Origin of the sequence: Ruminococcus sp. AF31-8BH (genome assembly GCF_003460605.1) — a bacterium.
GTDB lineage: Bacteria > Bacillota > Clostridia > Lachnospirales > Lachnospiraceae > Blautia_A > Blautia_A acetigignens.
In genome coordinates, this window is record NZ_QTVN01000008.1 from 125,716 (window position 1) to 146,074 (window position 20,359).

Below are 20,359 nucleotides of genomic sequence, written 5' to 3' on the forward strand. Positions count from 1 at the left end.
TACGATGCATAATAAATGGAAATATAGATGCTAATGTGATATGATTTAAAGTAATAAAGAACGAAAAAACTGAATTTTTATGCGGGAGGAGCAAGTATGAAGAAGTATATTTTACCAGCTGTTTTGCTGGCAGCAGGCTTTTCGCTTTCCACTATCGGCTTTCAGAAGCAGGAAATAAAGGCAGCAGAAGAAATCGGAACAGAAGTTGAAGAAACATCAACAGAACAAGTAAAAATCAGTCCGACAGAAGGCGAATCAGATGGCATGGCACTATATTCTTCCTGTCCGTTTATTTACGAAGAAACAGAATGGGAGCTTCAGACCTTTGTGCAGGAAGATATGCTTATAGATGGAGAACTGGCAATGGATGACAGAGGGCATTTCCTGATACAGGTTAGTTCTGGTGAAGATTCCTATGTAATGTTTGATGATATAGTTCAGCTGGGAATGCCGGAGGCAGATGCCTGGATAGATGACCAGGAGAAGCTGCATATCGTAGTTCGGGATGTGCGGACTGCCAGATACAGAGTAACCGATTTTACTTACGATTCAGAGAAAAAAGAATTTGTTGGAAATGATGTGCTCAATGGAGATGGAATCAATTATTTGGGAACAACAGGTAAATAGCTTTTGTACAGCATCGATTTTCTCAAAATAATTTAAGAAAGGCAGAATCACCATGGATCAATTTGAAAAACAAAAGATAGAACGCCAGGCACTTAATGGCAAAATGACAATGATGTTTGGAGGGATTTTCCTGATGTTTTCAGCAATCACCTCTACACTGATGTATGGAATCAATTTTTTTATGACAGCACAACAGGCTGACAAGGGTGTGGCAGAATATGTAGAGCTTCTTAAAAAAGCCGGCGTAGGAAGCAACTTCCTGAGAGTAGCAGGAGTTTGCTTCCTGCTGGTTGGAATTTATGAGATTATTGCAGGCTTTATAACTGCAAAGAACAGCAACCGCATTGATAAAAGCTTGTTTACCATGAAAATTATTATTTCTCTTTTAATAGTAGAAATTATGATGCAGGTGTATCTGTTTTTTACAGGTCTTATGAATTTTGGCTTTTTATTTACGGCGATTTTGCTGCCATTGTTTATGCTTTGGGGAGTTACCAGATTGCGGAAGGTGGCAAAGGCGGATCCGGAGCGTGTTTATGCAGCAAAGCCTGCGGCCAGAGATAAATCCAGACAGCAGAGCGCGGCTCCAAAGAAGAGTATTCGGGAAAGAGCGGCTATGCAGGCAAGAGAGGATGACGGTGAACCAAAGCAATAATACTACAGAGAAGGTGAATAGCAGATTATGGACATGAAGGAAGTTATCGCAAGTGCAGCGAGAAAGCTGATTCTGGAAAAGAAGGTTAAGAAGCTGACAGTGAAGGATATTGTGGAAGAGTGCCAGATTACCAGACAGGCGTTCTATTATCACTTTGAGGGAATTCCGGATCTGATTCAGTGGAGCATAGGGAAAGGCGTAGACAGGCTTCTTGAAGAAACCCGTCAGCAAGATGGACCGGAAGCTGCGCTGAAATATTTGTTTGTATTTGCTATTAACGCCATGCCAGATGTGCGAAGAGGCGTGGAGAGTAACTATGGAAAGGAAGTGGAGCAGACGCTGAGACGAGGCGCATATGAGCTGTTTGAGAAGATCGTGGAAGAAGAAAATCTCTATCAGAATTATGGACGTCAGGAGTTAAAGCTGCTTCTCCGTTATCATAGCAGTGCAATCCTGGGGCTTCTCCAGGACTGGACACCAGAGGACACTAGAAATCTGGATGCCATTGTCCACGAAGTTTACCTGATTATGATGGGAAAAGTTGTTTCCAGTGGAAATTTTATTAATCAGTAAAATATAGTTTGGTAGATAAAAGTAAAGATATGCGTAGTTTTGTAAAGAACATCCATAGAATTAAAAGCGGTTCTTCAGTATAATTAAATAAAAAGGTTACTCAAATAGTATTTAAAAGTTAGATGGATAGAAAAACATTGTATAAAAGGAGATCGCTTATGGAAAAAAGAGAATTACAGGCTATTTTGGAAGATATGTCTTTGGAAGAAAAAGTTGGACAGCTGATACAGCTGATTGGACGTTTTTACAGAGAGGAAACAAAAGATATTATGACAGGTCCTGAGGAAGAGATTGGTCTTCCCCCAAAATATCTGGATTTGCCTGGATCTATAATGAATATATATGGTGCCGACCGTTTGAAAAAACTCCAGACAGAATGCATGGAGAAACAGCCGCATCACATTCCTGTTCTTTTCATGATGGACATTATTCATGGAATGAAGACTATTTTTCCGGTACCATTAGGACAAGCTGCTACTTTTGATCCTGAGCTTACCAGGATGGGAGCAGAAATTGCAGCGAAAGAATCTGCGGTAATGGGATTGCATGTTGGTTTTTCACCTATGTCAGATTTGGTACGTGATCCTAGATGGGGAAGAGTGGTAGAATCCTATGGAGAAGATCCATATATGATTTCTCGTTTTGTGGAAGCTCATGTAAAGGGCTTCCAAGGGACAAATATGAAAGAGCCTGGAAAAATGTGTGCGTGTATCAAACATTTTGCAGGGTATGGTGGAGCTGAGGCTGGCAGGGATTACAATACAGTGAGTATTGATGAGCATTCATTCAGGGAATATTATTTGAAGGGATATCAATCAGGAATAACAGCAGGTGCAGGAATGGTGATGACCTCGTTTAATACCATTGATGGAATTCCAGCTACTGCCAATTATCATCTTATGCGGGATATTCTTCGAGGAGAAATGGGATTTGATGGAGTGTTGATATCGGATTTCGCTGCTATTAAGGAAACAATTGCACATGGTTATTCTGAGAATGAAAAAGATGCTGCAGAAAAATGTCTGAGAGCGGGCGTGGACATTGATATGATGACAAGCGTGTATGCAAAACATGCAGGTGAGCTTATAGAAACAGGTGTGCTGCAGCAGAGCATTCTTGATGAGAGTGTAATGCGTATTCTCGAGTTAAAAAATAAGCTTGGACTTTTTGAAAATCCATATAAGGACGCTGATGCAGAAAAAGAAAAAAATTTTTTACTGTGTCAGACACATCGGGAAGCGGCAAGAAAGGCAGCAGCCAATTCTTTAGTACTTTTAAAAAATGAAGGAATTCTTCCGCTTTCATTAAACCAGAAAAATGCATTTATTGGTCCTTATGTAAATGAGAAACATTTGTTGAGTACATGGGCATTTACTGGTGACGTCAATGACTGTGTGTCCATTCGGGAAGCTGCTGAAGAGGTTTTTGACAAAAGAAAAACAAATTATATGGAAGGATGCCCTATGCTGGATCCGAAATACAGCGAAAAACAGCTTCGCAGAAAAATAAACAGAGAAAGCTATTCTCGTAGAATGATAGAAGAAATGATAGAACAGGCATGTATAAGAGCAACAATGGCAGACACAGTAATAATGCCTCTTGGAGAATATTATCTGTTGTCAGGAGAAGCTACCAGCAGAGGAATTCTGGAACTACCAGAAGTTCAGTTGGAGCTTCTTGAAGCAGTAGCAAGAGTAAATCCGAACATCGTGGTCCTTATATTTAGTGGAAGACCGTTAGATCTGCGACGAGTGGATAAGCTGGCTAAAGCTGTTCTTGAAGTGTGGCTGCCTGGAACAGAAGGCGGACATGCTATTATTGATGTATTGACTGGAAAGATAAATCCATCAGGAAAGCTGCCTGTGAGTTTTCCTTATTGCGTAGGTCAGATACCAGTTTATTATAATCATTTGTCTACGGGAAGGAAAGATTTTTCGGAATGCGGTGACCATTTCCGCTCTCGCTATATTGACATTCCAAATGAGCCACTGTATCCATTTGGATATGGTTTAAGTTATACAAAATTTGAAATTTCTTCTGTAGAGCTGAATAATACAAAATTGTCAGTTGGAGAGAATATCACAGCTTCTGTTATCGTAAAAAATGTAGGGGAGTATGCGGGCGCGGAAACACTACAGCTTTACATTCAGGATGTGACAGCCAGTGTAACACGCCCCGTAAAAGAACTAAAAGGCTTTCGGAAGATATATCTGGAAAAAGGAGAAAGCCGGAAAGTGTCTTTTGAAGTGAATGAGGAAATGTTACGTTTTGTTCGTGCAGATGGTACAATTGGAAGTGAACCGGGGCTTTTCCGCATATGGATAGGCAATTCCAGTGAAGTGGACGCATACAAAGAGTTTTATTTATTGCAATAAGTGCAGCTGACGTGTGGAAGGTCTGTTAAAAAAGCTGCGTTGCCTTACTTTAAAGAGTGTTCGGAAAAAAGAGGGAAGATTGCAGAGTATGGAATATAAAGTAGAATTAAAAGATTGGCCGTATCAGGTAAAAGCAGCGGTCATGCGAGGAAATCGTCCGTTTATGAATCACTGCCATCAGGAAATGGAGATCATTCTTCAAAAAAAGGGAAATCTGGAAGTTACGGCTGCTGGCGAATCTGTGGTGCTGGTGCCGGGTGAAATATGCATTATTCCGCCTTTTCGAAATCATAGCATAGGTATGGGGTCAGAGGACTGTGAGCGTCTGGCCCTTCTTTTGAACCTAAAGCTTATGGGGAAAGGTATAGATGAAGGTGGCGAAGGACTCTGGATTAGAGAGGAAATTCAGGATCGACAGATGTTCAGCTTGTTTTGGGAGGAAGAAACGAAAGAGAAGTTCCGGGAAATTGTAGAAAAAATATATGAAGAATACATTCATAAAGAATATGCATGGCCACTGGCATTGAAAACTTATGCAAATCAACTGCTTCTTTTGGCGGTGCGTAATATTCCAAAAGTTCAAAGAGAAAAAAGGAGAGAGCAGATTTCCAGACTTCAGAATATTCTGGAGTATATTGCGCTGCATTATTGTGAAAACATCACATTGGGTGAATGCGCAAAATTTGCAGGATTCAATCCGGCATATTTTTCCAGGTATTTTAGCAAGTGTATGGGTGTTACTTTTCAGGAATACATAAAGAAACTGCGAATCGAAAGGGCAAAATGGCTTCTTATGACAGGAAGTACAGGCGTGACGGAAATTTGTTATCAGTCTGGTTTCCGGGATGTGAAAACCTTTAATAAACTTTTCAAACAGGATTGTGGTATGAGCCCAAGTGGATTCCGAAAGGAAAATGGAGGATGGCTGTAAGCCTCAAAAGAGAAAAAGGAATATTGATATCCCCCTAAAAAAGAGCAGAGAGATAGGCAAAAGGAGTGTTGGAGATGGAAACAGCTGTAAAGACGAAAAGAAAGTGGAGGATTCCCTGGAAGTCATTCAGATTTCGGGTTTTGGCGGTAACGATTGCAGCGGTGACCATCCTGATGGGGATTTTGCTATTTAACAATATTTATGCGATTAATGTAGTACATAATCAGGTTTCGGAGAGCAACTACAGAGTTCTAAACATGTACATGAGTAATGTAGACAATTGTTTTGAAGCAATAGAAAATTACTTTGTGGGTCTGCAAAGTTCCAGCTCATTGATTACAGCAGCATATACGAAGAATGATAAAGAATTTTATATTTCTCAGGCACGGCTCATCCGGGAGTTAGAAGCATCGGTTTCCTCATATGATTATATTGAGGATCTTTTTGTTTATGTAAAACAGCGGGATCAATATATGGATGCGTCCAAATACAGTATAGCAGGAGATGAGCGAGGCCGTATTAAAAAAATGGTCAAGGACGTGATTAGCCAGAAAGAAGAGGGACACTATGAAGGGGGGACGTGGATCTGGTATTGGATTAATGGAGAACCCTATCTGATTCGGCTCCTTCAAATGCGCAGCACATACATGGGTGGCTGTGTAAAAGTTTCAACCTTGATAAAACGACTTCGGCAGGATGGCTTTGGAAAAATGGATTATCTTGCCTTTGTTACACAGGACGGACAGGAACTTGGAACACAGCTTCCGCAGCTTACTGGAAATATTCAGCTTACTGGAAAAAGACAATATTATCGGGCGAAACAAGGGATACATGAACGTTACATGGCACTTACTGTTCCCTCTGATTGCGGAGAGTATGGCCTGGTGGCTATGATTCGTGATAATAATATTTTGGAGGGCTTACAGTCCCTGCGTGTCCTGATTTGGATTTTGGTGATTCTATTGGCAGCTTTTCTTGCAGGGTTTACCATGATTATGCGGCGCTGGGTGTTGAGACCACTGAATCGTTTGATCAAGGCTATGCAAGAGTTAAGCGAAGGTCAGTTTAATATCCGGCTTCGTGAAAATGAGAGGGATGAATGTGAAGAGTTTACTATGGTAAACAAGGCATTTGATGATATGATTAGCCAGATTGAGAGTCTGAAGATTGATGTTTATGAGGAAAATATCAGACGCCAGAGAGCAGAACTTCAGTATATGAAGCTTCAGGCGAATCCTCATTTTTATATTAATTGCCTGAATGTAATTCATAATCTTTCTATGATGGGCAAAAATGATCTTCTTCAGCAAATGACAACTTATCTGGGAAACCATTTGCGTTACACAATGGAAGGCAGTGCCCTTGATACTTTGGAGAAAGAAATGGATTGCGTGGAAAATTATCTGCGGATACAGCAGCTTCGTTTTCCTGACAGCATTGTGTGTGAGATGGAAGTGACGCAGGATGTAAGATCTGTTCTGGCACCGCCGCTTCTGATCCAGACTTTTGCCGAAAATACAGTAAAATATCAGGTAACAGCAGGGGAAATTACCCATATCTGGATTAAAGTACACCGTACAGAGGAGAATCCGCATGTAGTAGAAATTGAGATTCGTGATGATGGCGAAGGCTATCCGCAGAGTGTTCTGGATTGCCTGGAGAAAAATCAGAAAATTTTTGATAAAAGAGGCGAACATTTTGGAATTCGAAATGTAAGCCAGAGATTGTGGCTGTTGTATCATGATGCGGCAAAACTGATTTGTTATAATGACAAAGAAACAGGCGGAGCCTGTACCAAAATATATCTCCCTGATGATATTGTGGAAAATAAGCAGAAATAACAGGGGGAAAACAGATATAATATAAAAACACATATCATGACGGAAAAATTATAATTCATATCGGAAATTTTATACTATCCTTCCAGAATAATATGATAAAGTTTAGACACTTGATAAAGGAACGCAAAACAAATCGTAAAAGAGAAGGAGAAATGACTATGAAGAAAAAAGCGTTGGCAATGTTAATGGCAATCTGTACAATGGCAGCAGGAATGAGCGTGAATGTCAGTGCAGAAACAGGAGATACCGATAAACTGGTAGTTGCACTTCGTATTACAGGAACTACACCGGCAGACGTATCCGAAGTCCAGGATAAAATGAACGAGATTTTAAGAGATAAAATTGGAGCAGAAGTAGAACTTCTGATCATTCCATCCGGAAGTTACAAACAGCAGATGACCCTGATGCTTTCCGGCGATGAAAAGCTTGATGTAATGGGATGTAATTCTGGTATCTATACCACCGCTCTTGCAAGTGAAGCATTAAAACCACTGGATGATCTTCTTGCTGAATATGGTCAGGGAATTGTGGATGCAGAAGGCGAGGCACAGTTGGAACAGGGTCAGGTGGATGGTGTTCAATATGGTATTCCGGTAATGTGTGACACAGCTGTTGGATATGGAACTTTTGGAATGAGAACTGACATTCTGGAGAAGTACAATATTGATGTGTCTGATGTACATTCTTATGATGACATGACAGAAGTTTTCAAAATTGTTCATGAGAATGAACCAGACATGACAGTAATAGCACCGACTACAGTTGGATATTCTCCAATGCAGTATTGTGTAGAGTGGGATAAATTAGGTGATTACTTCGGCGTTCTGGAAGATCACGGACAAACAACAACAGTTACCAATCTGTTTGAGTCCGATGCTTATCGCAATTATCTGGATGTTATGCATAACTGGTATGAAAGCGGATATTTCAGTAAAGATGTCACAACTGCTACAGAGGCTGGATCAAGTCTTATGAAAGGTGGAAATCTCTTCTGCTATTTTAATGCAAACAAACCTGGAATTAAGACACAGGAAGAGAATTCCTGCGGTCTGGATCTTACATTCGTACAGGTGCTGGATACCTTTACACAGACTTCTAATAACTGGCAGTGGACAATTCCGGAGAACTGTGAATATCCGGAAAAAGCAATGCAGTTTATCAATGAACTCTACACAGATCCAGACATCATTAATCTTCTCTGCTATGGTATTGATGGTGAGCATTATGTAGAGAATGAAGATGGCACCATTACATATCCAGAAGGTGTAGATGCTACTACAGTTGGGTATAATATGGCACCAAATGTGTGGGCAGTTGGAAATGAATTTCTTGCAAAAGTATGGGATACAAATGATCCGGACGTTTGGGAGCAGACTCAGGAATGGAATAAGTCTGGTATTGTTTCCAAGGCATATGGTTTCTTCTATGATAACATTAATGTAACAACTGAAATGGCAGCTGTTCAGAGTGTATATGACGAGTATCGTATGAGCCTTGAGTGTGGTGTCCTTGACCCTGAGACAGCACTTCCAGAAATGAATGAAAAAATGTATGCGGCAGGTCTTCAGAATATTATTGATGAGAAACAGGCTCAGCTGGATAAATGGCTTGAATCAAAAGGTGAATAATCATAATGTAATACATTTAGAGTAAAAGTAGCGAGGGAGCTCGGCGGACTCCGCCGGGCTCCTTTTATACCCTAAATACATATACGGAGGATTTGATGATGGAAAAGACAAAGAAAAAAAGTAAAGTCCGCCGGTATCTGCCTTTTTATCTGATGGCGTTGCCGGGACTGGTATATCTGTTTATCAATAACTATATGCCAATGGGCGGTCTGATACTGGCTTTCAAAAATTATAGTGCAAGAAAAGGAATCTGGGGCAGCAATTGGGCTGGATTGAAGAATTTTAAGTTTTTATTTGCAACTCAGGATGCATGGACTATCACAAGAAATACCTTGTGCTATAATATCGCATTTATTATCCTTGGAACTATTTTATCTGTAACAATTGCAATCCTACTCAGTGAAGTAAAGGCAAAAGCAGCGAAATTTTATCAGAGCTTTATCTTACTTCCCCACTTGATTTCCTGGGTAATCATTAGTTATCTGGTATTTGCGTTTTTAAGTGCAGAATCTGGTTTTATTAACAATACAATCCTTGCAGCATTAGGAAAAGAAGGAATTAACTGGTATAGTGAAGCAAAGTACTGGCCGGTGATCATTGTTCTGGTATATTTGTGGCAGAGCACTGGATACACGAGTATTGTATATTATGCATCTGTAGTTGGATTTGACAAAGGCTATTATGAAGCAGCAGAGCTGGAGGGTGCAGGCCCGTGGCAGAAGATTCGTTATATTACACTTCCACTGCTTCGTCCGGTAATCATTACCATGGTAATGCTGTCAGTAGGAAGAATTTTCTACTCTGACTTTGGATTGTTCTATCAGATTCCAATGAACTCCGGTACTATTTATTCAACCACAAACGTAATTGATACCTATGTATATCGCGGATTGCTCCAGCAGGGTAATATCGGAATGAGTGCAGCTGCTGGTCTGTATCAGTCAGTTGTTGGATTTATCATTGTCCTGATTGCCAATGGAATTGTTCGCAAGATTGATAAAGACAGTGCATTTATTTAGGAGGTGGCAGAATGTATTCGAAAAAAACAAAAGGTTTTCTGGCTTTTGCCAATATTTTTCTGGCACTGGATGTGATCTGCTGTATTGTTCCCCTGGTGCTGCTGGTAATTTCTTCATTTACAGATAATACAACTTTAATCCGAAATGGATATCAGTTTATTCCGGAAAAATTCAGCCTGGATGCATATGCATATCTGCTGAAAAGCGGCAAACTGATTATGAAAGCGTATGGAATGTCCTTTGTGGTAACTGGTCTTGGCGTAGCAGTCAGCCTGACCGTTACAACAATGCTTGCTTATGCAATTTCCAGACCTGGTATTCCAGGCAAAAAAATTCTTACATTTTTTGTATTCTTCACTATGTTATTCAATGGCGGCCTGGTTCCTACATATATGATGTATACCGGCGTGTTCCACATCAAAAATACGATCTGGGCACTGTTGATCCCGAATCTTCTTGTACGTGCTTACTATGTAATGCTTATGCGAAGCTACTTCCAGACCAGTATTCCAGAGGAAATTCTGGAGGCTGCATCCATTGACGGCGCAAGCGAATTCCAGACATTTTATAAAGTTTCCATTCCTATGGCAAAACCAATTATTGCAACAGTTGCACTGTTTAGCATGATTTTATACTGGAATGACTGGCAGAACGGTCTTTATTACCTGACAACGAGAACAGATTTGTTCACCATTCAGAACCTTCTGAATCGAATGATTCAGGAAATTCAGTTCCTGTCATCTAACATTGCAGTAGGACAGACAGCGGACGTTGCAAGTCTGCCGTCCACCGCAGTGCGTATGGCGATTGCAGTAATCGGTATCCTTCCAATCGCAATTACTTATCCATTTATTCAGAATAACTTTGCAAAAGGAATTACATTGGGCGCTGTGAAAGGATGATGGAAAATGATAACAGAAGAGCTGAAGGCATTTATACAGGAAAATCAGGAAGAAGTGAAAAAACTGCTCTGGATACTTTGTGAGATTCCGGCGCCAAGCCATCATGAAGAAAGACGGGCTGCTTTTATTAAAGACTGGTTGGAAAAACAGGGAGCCGAAGGTGTATTTATTGATGAAGCGAAGAATGTAATTTATCCTTACCACTATAAAGAGAATCAATCTACAGCACTTTTCATGGCACACATTGATACTGTTTTCCCAGATATGGAACCCATGGGTGTCCGAGAAGAGGGGGACAAAATGTTTTCCCCGGGTGTTGGAGATGACACCGCAAATGTAGCAATTTTACTGATGATGGCAAAATATCTTGCCATACATAAGCCGAAAACCAAAGGAAATCTGATTCTGGCAGCCAATTCCTGTGAAGAGGGACTGGGCAACCTGAAAGGGTCCAGAGCACTGGTTGAAAGATATCGCGACAGTCTGGCACAGGTGGTTTCTTTTGATGGATATATTGATGAGGTCTGCAGCTGTGCAGTTGGTTCTACACGCTACAGGGTAGAAATCAAAACAGAAGGTGGCCATTCTTATTTCGATTTTGGGAATAAAAATGCTCTTGCAGAGCTTTCGGAGATGATCTATGAATTGTACCAGTATAAGGTACCAGATGACGGAAGCAAAACGACCTACAATGTGGGAATGGTAAAAGGCGGAACGTCTGTCAATACCATAGCCCAGCAGGCGGAAATGCTTTATGAATTCAGATCTGACAATCTGGACAGTATGGTTCTGGTACGCGAAAATTTTGAAAAAGTAGTAGAGAAATTCCGGAAGAACGGTCTGGAAGTAAACGTAGACATTATGGGCGAACGTCCCTGCGGACGCAAGAACAGTGATGATCCTGCACAGAAAGAGCTTTCCTTTAAATGCAGAGACATTATTGCTGCACATCATACCCGTATTCCTGGATTTACCTCGGCCTCTACGGACTGCAATATTCCATTCTCCCTTGGGATTCCAGCAGCTACTATTGGTCTTTGCCTGGGAGGAAAAGCCCATACCAGACAAGAGTGGATCTATACAGAAAGTCTGAAAACCGGGTTTGCGATTGCTGCGGATTTGATTTCAGAACAGTTTGCATAAAAGATTAAGTAAGTCCAGACGGAAAACAGGAGGCTGGATATGACAGCAAAAGAAAAAATTTTTCAGTCCATCGAAGAGAAAAAAGAACAGTATATCCAGGCAGCAGACCATATCTGGGAATATGCAGAAACCAGTTTCAGAGAATATCGTTCCAGCAGAGAACTGGCAGAAATCCTGGAAAAAGAAGGATTTACAGTAGACAAGGGAATTGCTGGCATTCCTACTGCGTTTCGCGGAACATACGGAAAAGGCAGCCCTGTAATTGGAATTCTTGGAGAATATGATGCATTAGCCGGACTTAGCCAGAAGGGCGGTGCGGTGGAAAGAGAGGCTGTGACACCTGGAGGAAACGGACATGGGTGCGGACATAACTGTCTGGGTACCGGTGCGCTGGCAGGGGCTGTTGCAGTAAAAGATTATTTGAAAGAACATCCGGAAATTTCCGGTACTATCGTATATCTGGGCTGTCCGGCGGAAGAAGGCGGTTCCGGAAAAGTATTTATGGCAAGGGCGGGAATTTTTGATAATCTGGATGTGGCATTGACCTGGCATCCATATGCAACTGCAAATGTTTTCAGCGGCTCAACCCTTGCGGTCATTCATCTGGAAGTAAGTTTTCACGGTATTGCAGCTCATGCGGCTGCGACACCGGAGAGCGGAAGGTCTGCACTGGATGCAGCGGAACTTATGAATGTGGGCGTGCAGTTTTTAAGAGAGCATATGCCGGAAAAAGCCAGAGTGCATTATGCATTTCTGGATGCCGGCGGCAAAGCACCTAACGTGGTGCAGGATTATACAAAGCTGGAATACAGTATTCGCAGTCCCAGAGTAGCAGAAGCCATGGAACTTTGTGAATGGGTGAAAAAAATTGCAAAAGGCGCCGGGATGATGACGGAGACGACAGTAGATATTGAATTCAGGTCTGCGCTTTCCGAGACAATACCAAATGAGACGTTGGAAAAAGTTCTTCAGGATAATCTGGAGGCGGCTCCATTTCCGGTATATACAAAAGAAGAGTATGAGTTTGGCGCAGCTATTAATAAATCCTATGAAGTAAAAGGCAGTGTAGCTGACCTGGCAGCAAAGCTGAATCCGGAATGGGAAAAAATTCTAGCAGACCGTGCGGCAATAAAAGGATGGAATCTGAATGATCTGGTTCTTCCTTACAAACATTGGGATTTTCCAATTTGTGCAAGCACGGATGTGGGAGATGTAAGTTATATCTGCCCAACAGCCATGTTTTTCGCGCCCACAGCTGCTGCAAGAATTCTGGAACATTCCTGGCAGTATGTGGCATGCAACAATACAAGCATTGCACATAAGGGGCTGATTTATGCTGGACAAGTACTTGCTGGAGCAGGAATAGATCTTCTCGAAAATCCGGAAAAAGTAAAACTGGCAAAAGAAGAGTTTATCCGAAATTTGGATGGCAGAACCTATTGCTGTCCGATCCCGGATGAGGTGCAGCCAGATATTGAAAAGTAAAGAAATGCGTATTCTCACAAAAGGAAAAATAAAAAACTGATAAGATGATAGTATCAAAGAAAGAGAGGAAAAACTATGGCATTAAAAGTTGGTATTCAGTTATATTCTGTTCGCGAATTGATGAAACAGGATCCGATTAAAACAATTTATCAGGTAGCAGATGCTGGATATAAATATCTGGAAGCTGCAAACCACAACGCACTGGAAGATCAGGGAATTGGTTTTGGAGTCAGCGCAGAAGAGTTAAAGAAAGTGCTGGATGATGCTGGTGCCCAGGTTGTCAGTGCCCACATTTATCCCTTTAATATGGAAAACTACAAGAAAGTCATTGAATATAATCAGAAGATTGGCAACACCACAGTTATTTATCCAATGGAGTATTTTTCCAGCAGAGACGATGTAATGCGTAAAGTGGAAATGTATGAGCAAATGGGAAAAATTGCAGCGGAAGAAGGAATGACTTTCCTTTATCACAATCATTATCATGAGTTCCAGGAGTTTGACGGAGAGACAGTAATGGATGCAATCGTAAATAATACAGATCCGGCACATGTAAATCTGGAACTTGATACATATTGGACACTGCGAGGCGGAGTTGATCCTGTTGAGGCTGTGAAGCATTTTGGAACCCGTATCAAGAAGCTTCATCAGAAAGACCTTGTAAAGGATTCTAAGAATCCGGTGAACATGTTTGATATCGTAGGAAAGGATACCATTATTGACCAGAAGCTCTGGGTAGGAACAAAATGCAACGATGATTTCACAGAGATTGGTTATGGATGCATGGATATCCAGTCAATTATTGATACTGCAAACAAGATTGGAAGCATGGATTATATCATTCTGGAGCAGGATGCTACCAAATTGAACCAGCTTGACAGTGTAAAGCGCAGCATGGAAGGCTTCCATAAATTCGGAGGCATTGTTTGGGAATGAGCATATCGAAGAAATCAGGATTGTGGACAAAGCCTTATATCCTGTTGTCGGTGACAAATTTTTTCGCATGGCTTAGCTATAATATGGTCACACCGGTTCTTACCGGATATATGGGCACACTTGGAGCAAGTGTGTCCATTTGTGGAATTACGGGAGGTTTATTTGCATTTACCTCCCTCCTTTCCAGACCAGTAAGTGGTGTTCTGGCAGATATGAAAAACAGAAAACACCTGATGGCAGGTTTTACGATTTTAATGACTGTCTCTTTACTTATTTACTCTGTAATTCCAAGTGTCCCGGTTATTTTATTATTTCGTGGTCTTCACGGAGTTGCCTTCGGAATTTCCAGTACTGCCAGTCTTGTACTGGTAAGCGAAAGTGCCCCGGAAGAGCGTATGGGAGAGGCAATCAGCTATTATGGCCTGATGTCTGTGGCAAGTATGGCCATTGGACCAAGTCTTGGAATCTGGCTTTCGGCACAGGCGGGATATCAGGTCTGCATGTTGGCAGGGACAGTTATGCTGGCAATTGCCAGTGTGGCGTCCGTGCTGTTTCCATATACATGCCCGGTGGAAACCGTTTCAAAAAAGGTTTCCACAAAAGCAAAATCCGGGAAAGGTTTTTGTCTGCCGCCCATTGCAGAAAAAAGTCTTATCGGACTATCCGGAATCAATGCTTCTTTTACTATGATGAATGGAGTGGTGAGCACTTTTCTGGTTGTGTTTGCTGCGGAGCGGGGAATTGGAAATGTACAGATGCACTTTACAGTAAATGCGATTGTTCTCTTGGTGACACGAATTGCGCTGGCGAAAAAATTAAACAATGGAACATTGGGAATGAGTTTATATCCAGCATTTATTTGCGGAGTGGCCACTCTTTTGATAATCAGTAATGCCTGGTCTTATGGCATTCTGATCCTGGCAGGCTGTACGAAAGCCATTGCACAGGGAATGTCCCAGCCGGCCCTTCAGACAGAGGCATTAAGAAGTGTACCGTCGGAAAAGAGAGGGCTTGCCAGCAGCACCATGTATATTGGCGGGGACTTGGGACAGGCAGTGGGACCGATCCTGGGCGGTGTTGTGGCAGAGCGGGCTGGATATGGAGCTATGTATTTTCTCAGTGCAATTCCGATTGCTGTGGCATGGGCGTATTTTGTTTTGCGTGAAAGAAAGCTGAAGAGAGCAAATGGAATAATTAATGGTTGACAAATAGGAGCATGATAAATGGATCAGAAAGTGAAAAGATTACTGGAAAATAAGGGCAACAATTATATTTTCCCATTTTTCTGGCAGCATGGAGAGTCCGAAGAGGTCTTGCGTGAGTATATGAAAGTAATCCGGGAAAGCAACATCCGCGCCGTATGTGTGGAAAGCCGTCCGCACCCGGATTTTCTGGGAGAAAAATGGTGGAAGGATATGGATATAATTCTGGATGAAGCCAGAAAACGGGATATGAAGGTGTGGATCCTGGATGACAGCCATTTTCCTACCGGGTATGCGAATGGCGCCATTGAGGGAAAAAACCTGGATCTGCGCAGGCAGAGCATTGCCACCCGCACTATAAAATGCGAAAAAAGTAGTGTGGAAATGGTGCTGTCGCTGGAAGATATAAAGACAGAGCAGGTCTGGCAGCCAACACCGATGGAAGAACGAATGCTAAAAGGAAAAGTGCAGCCAGTATTTGATGATGATAGCATAATCAGTGTGACGGCAATAAGGACGGATGAAAATGGCACCAATAAACTGGGGGCAGATTCTCTTATCGCAGATCTTTCAACACAAATTCCCTCTGGAAAAATATGCTTTAGAGTACCGGAAGGCGAGTGGAAGCTGGTAGTGTGCTACCGTACCCGGAACCGTGGTCCTCATCGTAGCTATATCAACATGATGGATAAAGAAAGCTGTAAAGTTTTGATTGATACTGTTTATGAACCCCATTATCAGCATTACAAGAACGATTTTGGCACTACCATTGCAGGCTTCTTTTCCGATGAGCCAGAAATCGGAAACGGACATCTCTATGAGATGGGAAAACAGATCAGTGATCTGGAAGACCAGGCGTGGAGCAGGGAAGTGGAAGCAGAACTGAAAAAACGCTGGGGCAGGTCATTTACAGCATGGCTGTCTCTTATCTGGAATCAGCCGGTGGATTCTGATCTGTGCGCAAAGGTACGCTACGATTACATGGATGTAGTCACCTGGGCAGTAGAAAAGGATTTTTCTTACCAGATTGGAAACTGGTGTCGCAAGCGCGGCGTTCAGTATATTGGACACCTGATTGAAGATAATAATCAGCATAGTCGTACCGGAAGCAGTCTTGGACATTATTTCAGAGGGCTTGCCGGACAGGATATGGCGGGAATTGACAATATTGTAGGACAGGTCCTTCCGTGCCAGGAGGAGACAAGCGGCGTCTATCCAGGTTCTAAAGGAAGAGATGGTCATTTTTACCATTATGTACTTGGAAAGCTGGCAGCGTCCGCTGCTGCATTGGAACCGTTAAAAAAAGGTCGTTCTATGTGCGAGATTTTTGGGGCTTATGGCTGGTCGGAAGGAGTGCAGCTGGAGAAGCATCTGCTGGATCATTTCCTGGTGAGAGGAATCAATCATTTCGTTCCTCATGCATTTTCAGCCAAAGCATTTCCAGATCCAGACTGCCCGCCACACTTTTATGCACATGGGAATAATCCGCAATACCGGCATTTTGGAAAGCTGATGGCTTATGCAAATCGTGTCTGCGAACTGCTCAGCGGTGGAAAACATATAGCACCTGTGGGAATTTTATATCAGGCAGAATCTGACTGGACTGGAAAATGCGTTATGATGCAGGAAGCTGCGATGCAGCTGGCAGACCGACAGATTGATTATGATTTTATCCCTTCTGATGTTTTTGAACAAAGGGAAGGCTTTCATACCAGGATCGGCAAAACACTGAAGATCAATCATCAGGAATACCAGATCCTTCTGGTCCCGGAGTATGAATACATTACGAAAGCTGCTGCAGCTGGAATTGAAGAATTTCTGCAAAAAGGCGGAATCGTAATCTTTAATGTACAGACCCCGAAAATAATCGGGAAAGATATAGAGATGGCGGAAACTGGGCGAAATATAGAAGAAAACAAGAATTGGGCTTTGGGCAGCCTACATATTTCTCTCGCAGAAACAGGCGAAAAAACAGCTCAGCTGCTGGAAAAGAAAAACGCCTGGGATGTACAGATTGTTCCAGCTGCGCGCCGTATTAGATATCTTCATTATCAGAATGAAAATGGTACACATTTATATATGATTTCCAACGAGGAAAATGAAGCGTACAAAGGACTTATTCGCATCAATCACAGAGGCAGCTGCTATGGCTACAATGCATGGGAGAATATTCTGGAAAAGCTTCCAATTCAAAGGTCGGAAGAAGGAACACTGCTGCAGGCAGAAATAGAGCCTTTGAAGCCGCTGATTGTGATATTTGACAATGAAGAAGACGAAATTCAGGATCCATTGTGCCTTGGTGAGGGAAAACAGCCATTTACTATGGGCTGGAAACGCAGCATTTGCAGAAGTATTGATTACCCTGCGTTCAAAGAAAAGAAAACTGTGAAAATACCAGATAAGCTTGCAGAAGAGAAACCGGATTTTTCCGGATTCGTGCGCTACGAAAACCAGATTGTGTGGGAGAAAGGAAGCCGGTTTTTGCTGGAAATCCAGAATGCATCAGAAGGCGTGGAAGTGTTTGTAAATAACGTCAGTGCCGGGATTCAAGTTGCGCCGCCGTTTCGATATGACCTGACCGATTTTATGAAAGAAGGCAAAAATGAAATTGCTATTGAAGTAGCAACGACTCTGGAACGTGAGATGTATGCCCGTACCAGAAAAGGTCAGGAGCCAACCTGCGGCTCTGGAATCACAGGACTTATTTTTACAGAAGAAATACGAGAGAAAAAAGAAGAAAAGATAGTCATTCCGCTACAGGATTGTTCAAATCTTAGGTATCGTGGTTTCCTTTATGCAGGTGGAAAATATCAGGAAATCGGTGGAAAAAACTGTTTTGCAGGACAAATGTATGTGGAAGTGTATGTTCCAAAGAAGATGCAGCATCCTTATCCAGTCGTATTTCTTCATGGCGCAGCGCAAACGGGCTGTTGCTGGCTGTATACCCCAGATGGAAGACCAGGTTGGGCATGGGATTTTTTGAATAGAGGGTATGAAGTGTATGTAGTGGATCAGCCAGAGCGCGGAAGATCTGCCTGCCATCCTGAGATTCGCGGACCCCGTTATATGTTTTCTGCAGAAGAGATTCATAATAGTTTTACCGGGCCTTCGGCTGTAAAGGGATGTGTACATGACAAGTGGCCGGGGAAAGGCGGCAGCATAGGCAGCCCAGGCGATCCTGTTTTTGATGAATTTTATGCTTCGCAGGTTGACTGTCTTATAGGAATTGAAGAGACACAGCGTCTGGTGAGAGATGCAGTATGCGCACTTCTGGAAAAAACCGGGCCAGTCATTTTAATTGGACACTCTCAGGCTGGACCATGTGTCTGGGAAATTGCAGATACGTGTCCGGATAAGGTAAAGGCAATGATTGCTGTGGAACCTTCCGGCCCGCCATTTATAAATATCCAGACCGGAAAGCCTGAGACAGATGCGGAAGGAAATCCGAAGAATTGGGGGATTGCACATCTTCCAATGACTTTTGATCCGCCTGTTGATACAGCTGCAGACTTGAAGATTCGTTCATTTGAAAGAAGTGAATGCTGGAAAGGAATGGCGGCCAAAGGATATCTTCAGGCTGAGCCTGTACATAAATTGAAAAACCTGCAAAATATACCGCTTCTTATGGTAACTGGGGAATGCTCTTATCATGCGGCATTTGACTGGCAAACAGCAAAATTTCTGGAACAGGCCGGAGTTCAGACGGACTACTGGTATCTGCCGGATTTGGGAATCCATGGAAATGGGCATATGATGATGCTGGAAAAAAACAGCAGTCAGATTGCCGGATGGATTGCCGATTGGGCAGAGCGTGTATTGCATCTTAAAAAGTAAAGATATGCGTAGTTTTGAAAAAGAATAACCATAGAAGAAAAAGGAGCTTTTTCATATAATACAACCATCAGATGAAACGGAAGAAACCTTGAAATGAAAGGATGATAAATATGAAAAAACTCAGATTAGGAATTATTGGATATGGATTTATGGGACAATGGCATAACAATCATGCCGGAACTCTGGAAGAAGTAGAAATCGTGGCAATTTGTGATACAGATCCGGAAAAACGTGCAGAAGCACCGGAAAATGTGAAGATGTATACAGATTATAAAGCGCTTCTTGCAGATTCGGATGTAGAGTGGGTCATGATCTCAGTGCCGAACCATCTTCATCATGACATTGCCATTGATGCCGCAAAGGCAAAGAAAAATATTATTGTGGAAAAGCCGTGTGCTTTAAATGTGCAGGAATTTGATGAGATGTATCAGGCTGCAAAAGACAATGGAGTGCTTTTTACAGTCGATCAGAACCGCCGTTGGGACCGTGACTACTGCACGGTAAAGAAAGTCCTGGAGCAAAACAGCATTGGCAAAGTATTTATGGTCAAGTCTAGTCATTATGGAGTATTCGGAAGAATGCACGACTGGCACGAATATCCGGAATGCGGCGGCGGAATGCTCTATGACTGGGGCGTTCATCTCATTGACCAGATGCTGGATCTTATCCCCGGAAAGATTACACAGATCAGCGCAGACATGAAATGTGCAGTAAACAAATCAGTAGATGATTATTTCCGCATCCTTCTTTACTTTGACAACGGACTGGCAGCAGAAATTGAGCTTGGCACCTTCCTTCTGAAAAAACTTCCAAGATGGTATGTTGCCGGAGATACAGGAACATTAGTGGTTGAAAACATCAAGGCAGATGAGGGTGCAATTTATCGGGCAAAAGAGTTTAGAGAGGCACTTCCGAAAACAGTGAAAAACATTGATGCAGGCCCTACCAGAACCTTCTCTGTGAAAGCAGAAGATGTAGTTTCCACAGAACCTCTTCCGGAAATCCATCGCAAACACAATGACTGGAACGATTTCTTCCGCAACATTGTAGGCGTGATCAATGGCACCGAGGAATTGATCGTGAAACCGGAACAGGTAAGAAGAGTGCTTCAGGTTATGGAACTTGCAAGAAAATCAGCAGCACTGAGAAAATCAGTTGATTTTGAATAGTGAAACGGAATGTTGCCTGCGGGTGACATCACCATATAT

The 20,359-nt window shown here is 42.3% G+C and carries 15 protein-coding genes; all 15 read left to right on the top strand.

Going from position 1 to position 20,359, the window contains the following annotated elements:
• Positions 1-96: 96 nt before the first annotated feature.
• The 15 genes from DWZ38_RS11555 to DWZ38_RS11625 all read left to right on the top strand — a co-directional run bounded on the left by DWZ38_RS11555 (position 97) and on the right by DWZ38_RS11625 (position 20,320).
• Positions 97-627 (top strand): hypothetical protein, encoded by a 531-nt coding sequence (locus DWZ38_RS11555; RefSeq protein ID WP_117852865.1) that lies wholly within the window; start codon positions 97-99, stop codon positions 625-627.
• Between the two features lie 52 nt (positions 628-679).
• A complete protein-coding gene (locus DWZ38_RS11560; protein WP_117852867.1) occupies positions 680-1,282 on the top strand; it encodes a hypothetical protein in 603 nt (200 codons plus the stop codon).
• 27 nt (positions 1,283-1,309) lie between these two features.
• On the top strand, positions 1,310-1,855 hold the full coding sequence (locus tag DWZ38_RS11565; RefSeq protein WP_117852869.1) for a TetR/AcrR family transcriptional regulator: 546 nt from the start codon (positions 1,310-1,312) through the stop codon (positions 1,853-1,855).
• Positions 1,856-2,013: 158 nt separating this feature from the next.
• A complete protein-coding gene (locus DWZ38_RS11570) occupies positions 2,014-4,230 on the top strand; it encodes a glycoside hydrolase family 3 N-terminal domain-containing protein (protein ID WP_021925764.1) in 2,217 nt (738 codons plus the stop codon).
• A gap of 88 nt (positions 4,231-4,318) precedes the next feature.
• On the top strand, positions 4,319-5,161 hold the full coding sequence (locus tag DWZ38_RS11575) for an AraC family transcriptional regulator (RefSeq protein WP_021925763.1): 843 nt from the start codon (positions 4,319-4,321) through the stop codon (positions 5,159-5,161).
• Positions 5,162-5,235: 74 nt separating this feature from the next.
• Positions 5,236-7,002: a histidine kinase gene (locus DWZ38_RS11580; RefSeq protein ID WP_021925762.1), complete on the top strand. Its 1,767-nt coding sequence runs from the start codon at positions 5,236-5,238 to the stop codon at positions 7,000-7,002.
• A 158-nt stretch (positions 7,003-7,160) separates the two neighbouring features.
• On the top strand, positions 7,161-8,630 hold the full coding sequence (locus tag DWZ38_RS11585) for an ABC transporter substrate-binding protein (protein ID WP_178105324.1): 1,470 nt from the start codon (positions 7,161-7,163) through the stop codon (positions 8,628-8,630).
• Positions 8,631-8,725: 95 nt separating this feature from the next.
• Positions 8,726-9,649 (top strand): ABC transporter permease subunit, encoded by a 924-nt coding sequence (locus tag DWZ38_RS11590; protein ID WP_207661322.1) that lies wholly within the window; start codon positions 8,726-8,728, stop codon positions 9,647-9,649.
• A gap of 11 nt (positions 9,650-9,660) precedes the next feature.
• On the top strand, positions 9,661-10,551 hold the full coding sequence (locus tag DWZ38_RS11595; RefSeq protein ID WP_117852874.1) for a carbohydrate ABC transporter permease: 891 nt from the start codon (positions 9,661-9,663) through the stop codon (positions 10,549-10,551).
• A gap of 6 nt (positions 10,552-10,557) precedes the next feature.
• Positions 10,558-11,694: a M20/M25/M40 family metallo-hydrolase gene (locus tag DWZ38_RS11600; protein WP_117852876.1), complete on the top strand. Its 1,137-nt coding sequence runs from the start codon at positions 10,558-10,560 to the stop codon at positions 11,692-11,694.
• Between the two features lie 39 nt (positions 11,695-11,733).
• The gene (locus DWZ38_RS11605) at positions 11,734-13,179 is read left to right on the top strand and encodes an amidohydrolase (RefSeq protein ID WP_117852879.1); all 1,446 of its coding nucleotides are present in this window, start codon (positions 11,734-11,736) and stop codon (positions 13,177-13,179) included.
• Between the two features lie 75 nt (positions 13,180-13,254).
• Positions 13,255-14,115, top strand: a complete 861-nt coding sequence (locus tag DWZ38_RS11610) for a sugar phosphate isomerase/epimerase (RefSeq protein ID WP_117852881.1) — start codon at positions 13,255-13,257, stop codon at positions 14,113-14,115.
• Positions 14,112-15,320 carry an MFS transporter gene (locus DWZ38_RS11615; RefSeq protein ID WP_117852884.1) on the top strand — a complete coding sequence of 403 codons (1,209 nt, stop codon included), beginning with the start codon at positions 14,112-14,114 and terminating at the stop codon, positions 15,318-15,320. Before DWZ38_RS11610 ends, DWZ38_RS11615 begins: the two co-directional genes overlap by 4 nt.
• A gap of 18 nt (positions 15,321-15,338) precedes the next feature.
• Positions 15,339-19,151, top strand: coding sequence for an alpha/beta hydrolase (locus DWZ38_RS11620; RefSeq protein ID WP_178105325.1), 3,813 nt, complete (start codon positions 15,339-15,341; stop codon positions 19,149-19,151).
• A gap of 110 nt (positions 19,152-19,261) precedes the next feature.
• Positions 19,262-20,320, top strand: a complete 1,059-nt coding sequence (locus tag DWZ38_RS11625) for a Gfo/Idh/MocA family oxidoreductase (RefSeq protein WP_178105326.1) — start codon at positions 19,262-19,264, stop codon at positions 20,318-20,320.
• Positions 20,321-20,359: the final 39 nt, after the last annotated feature.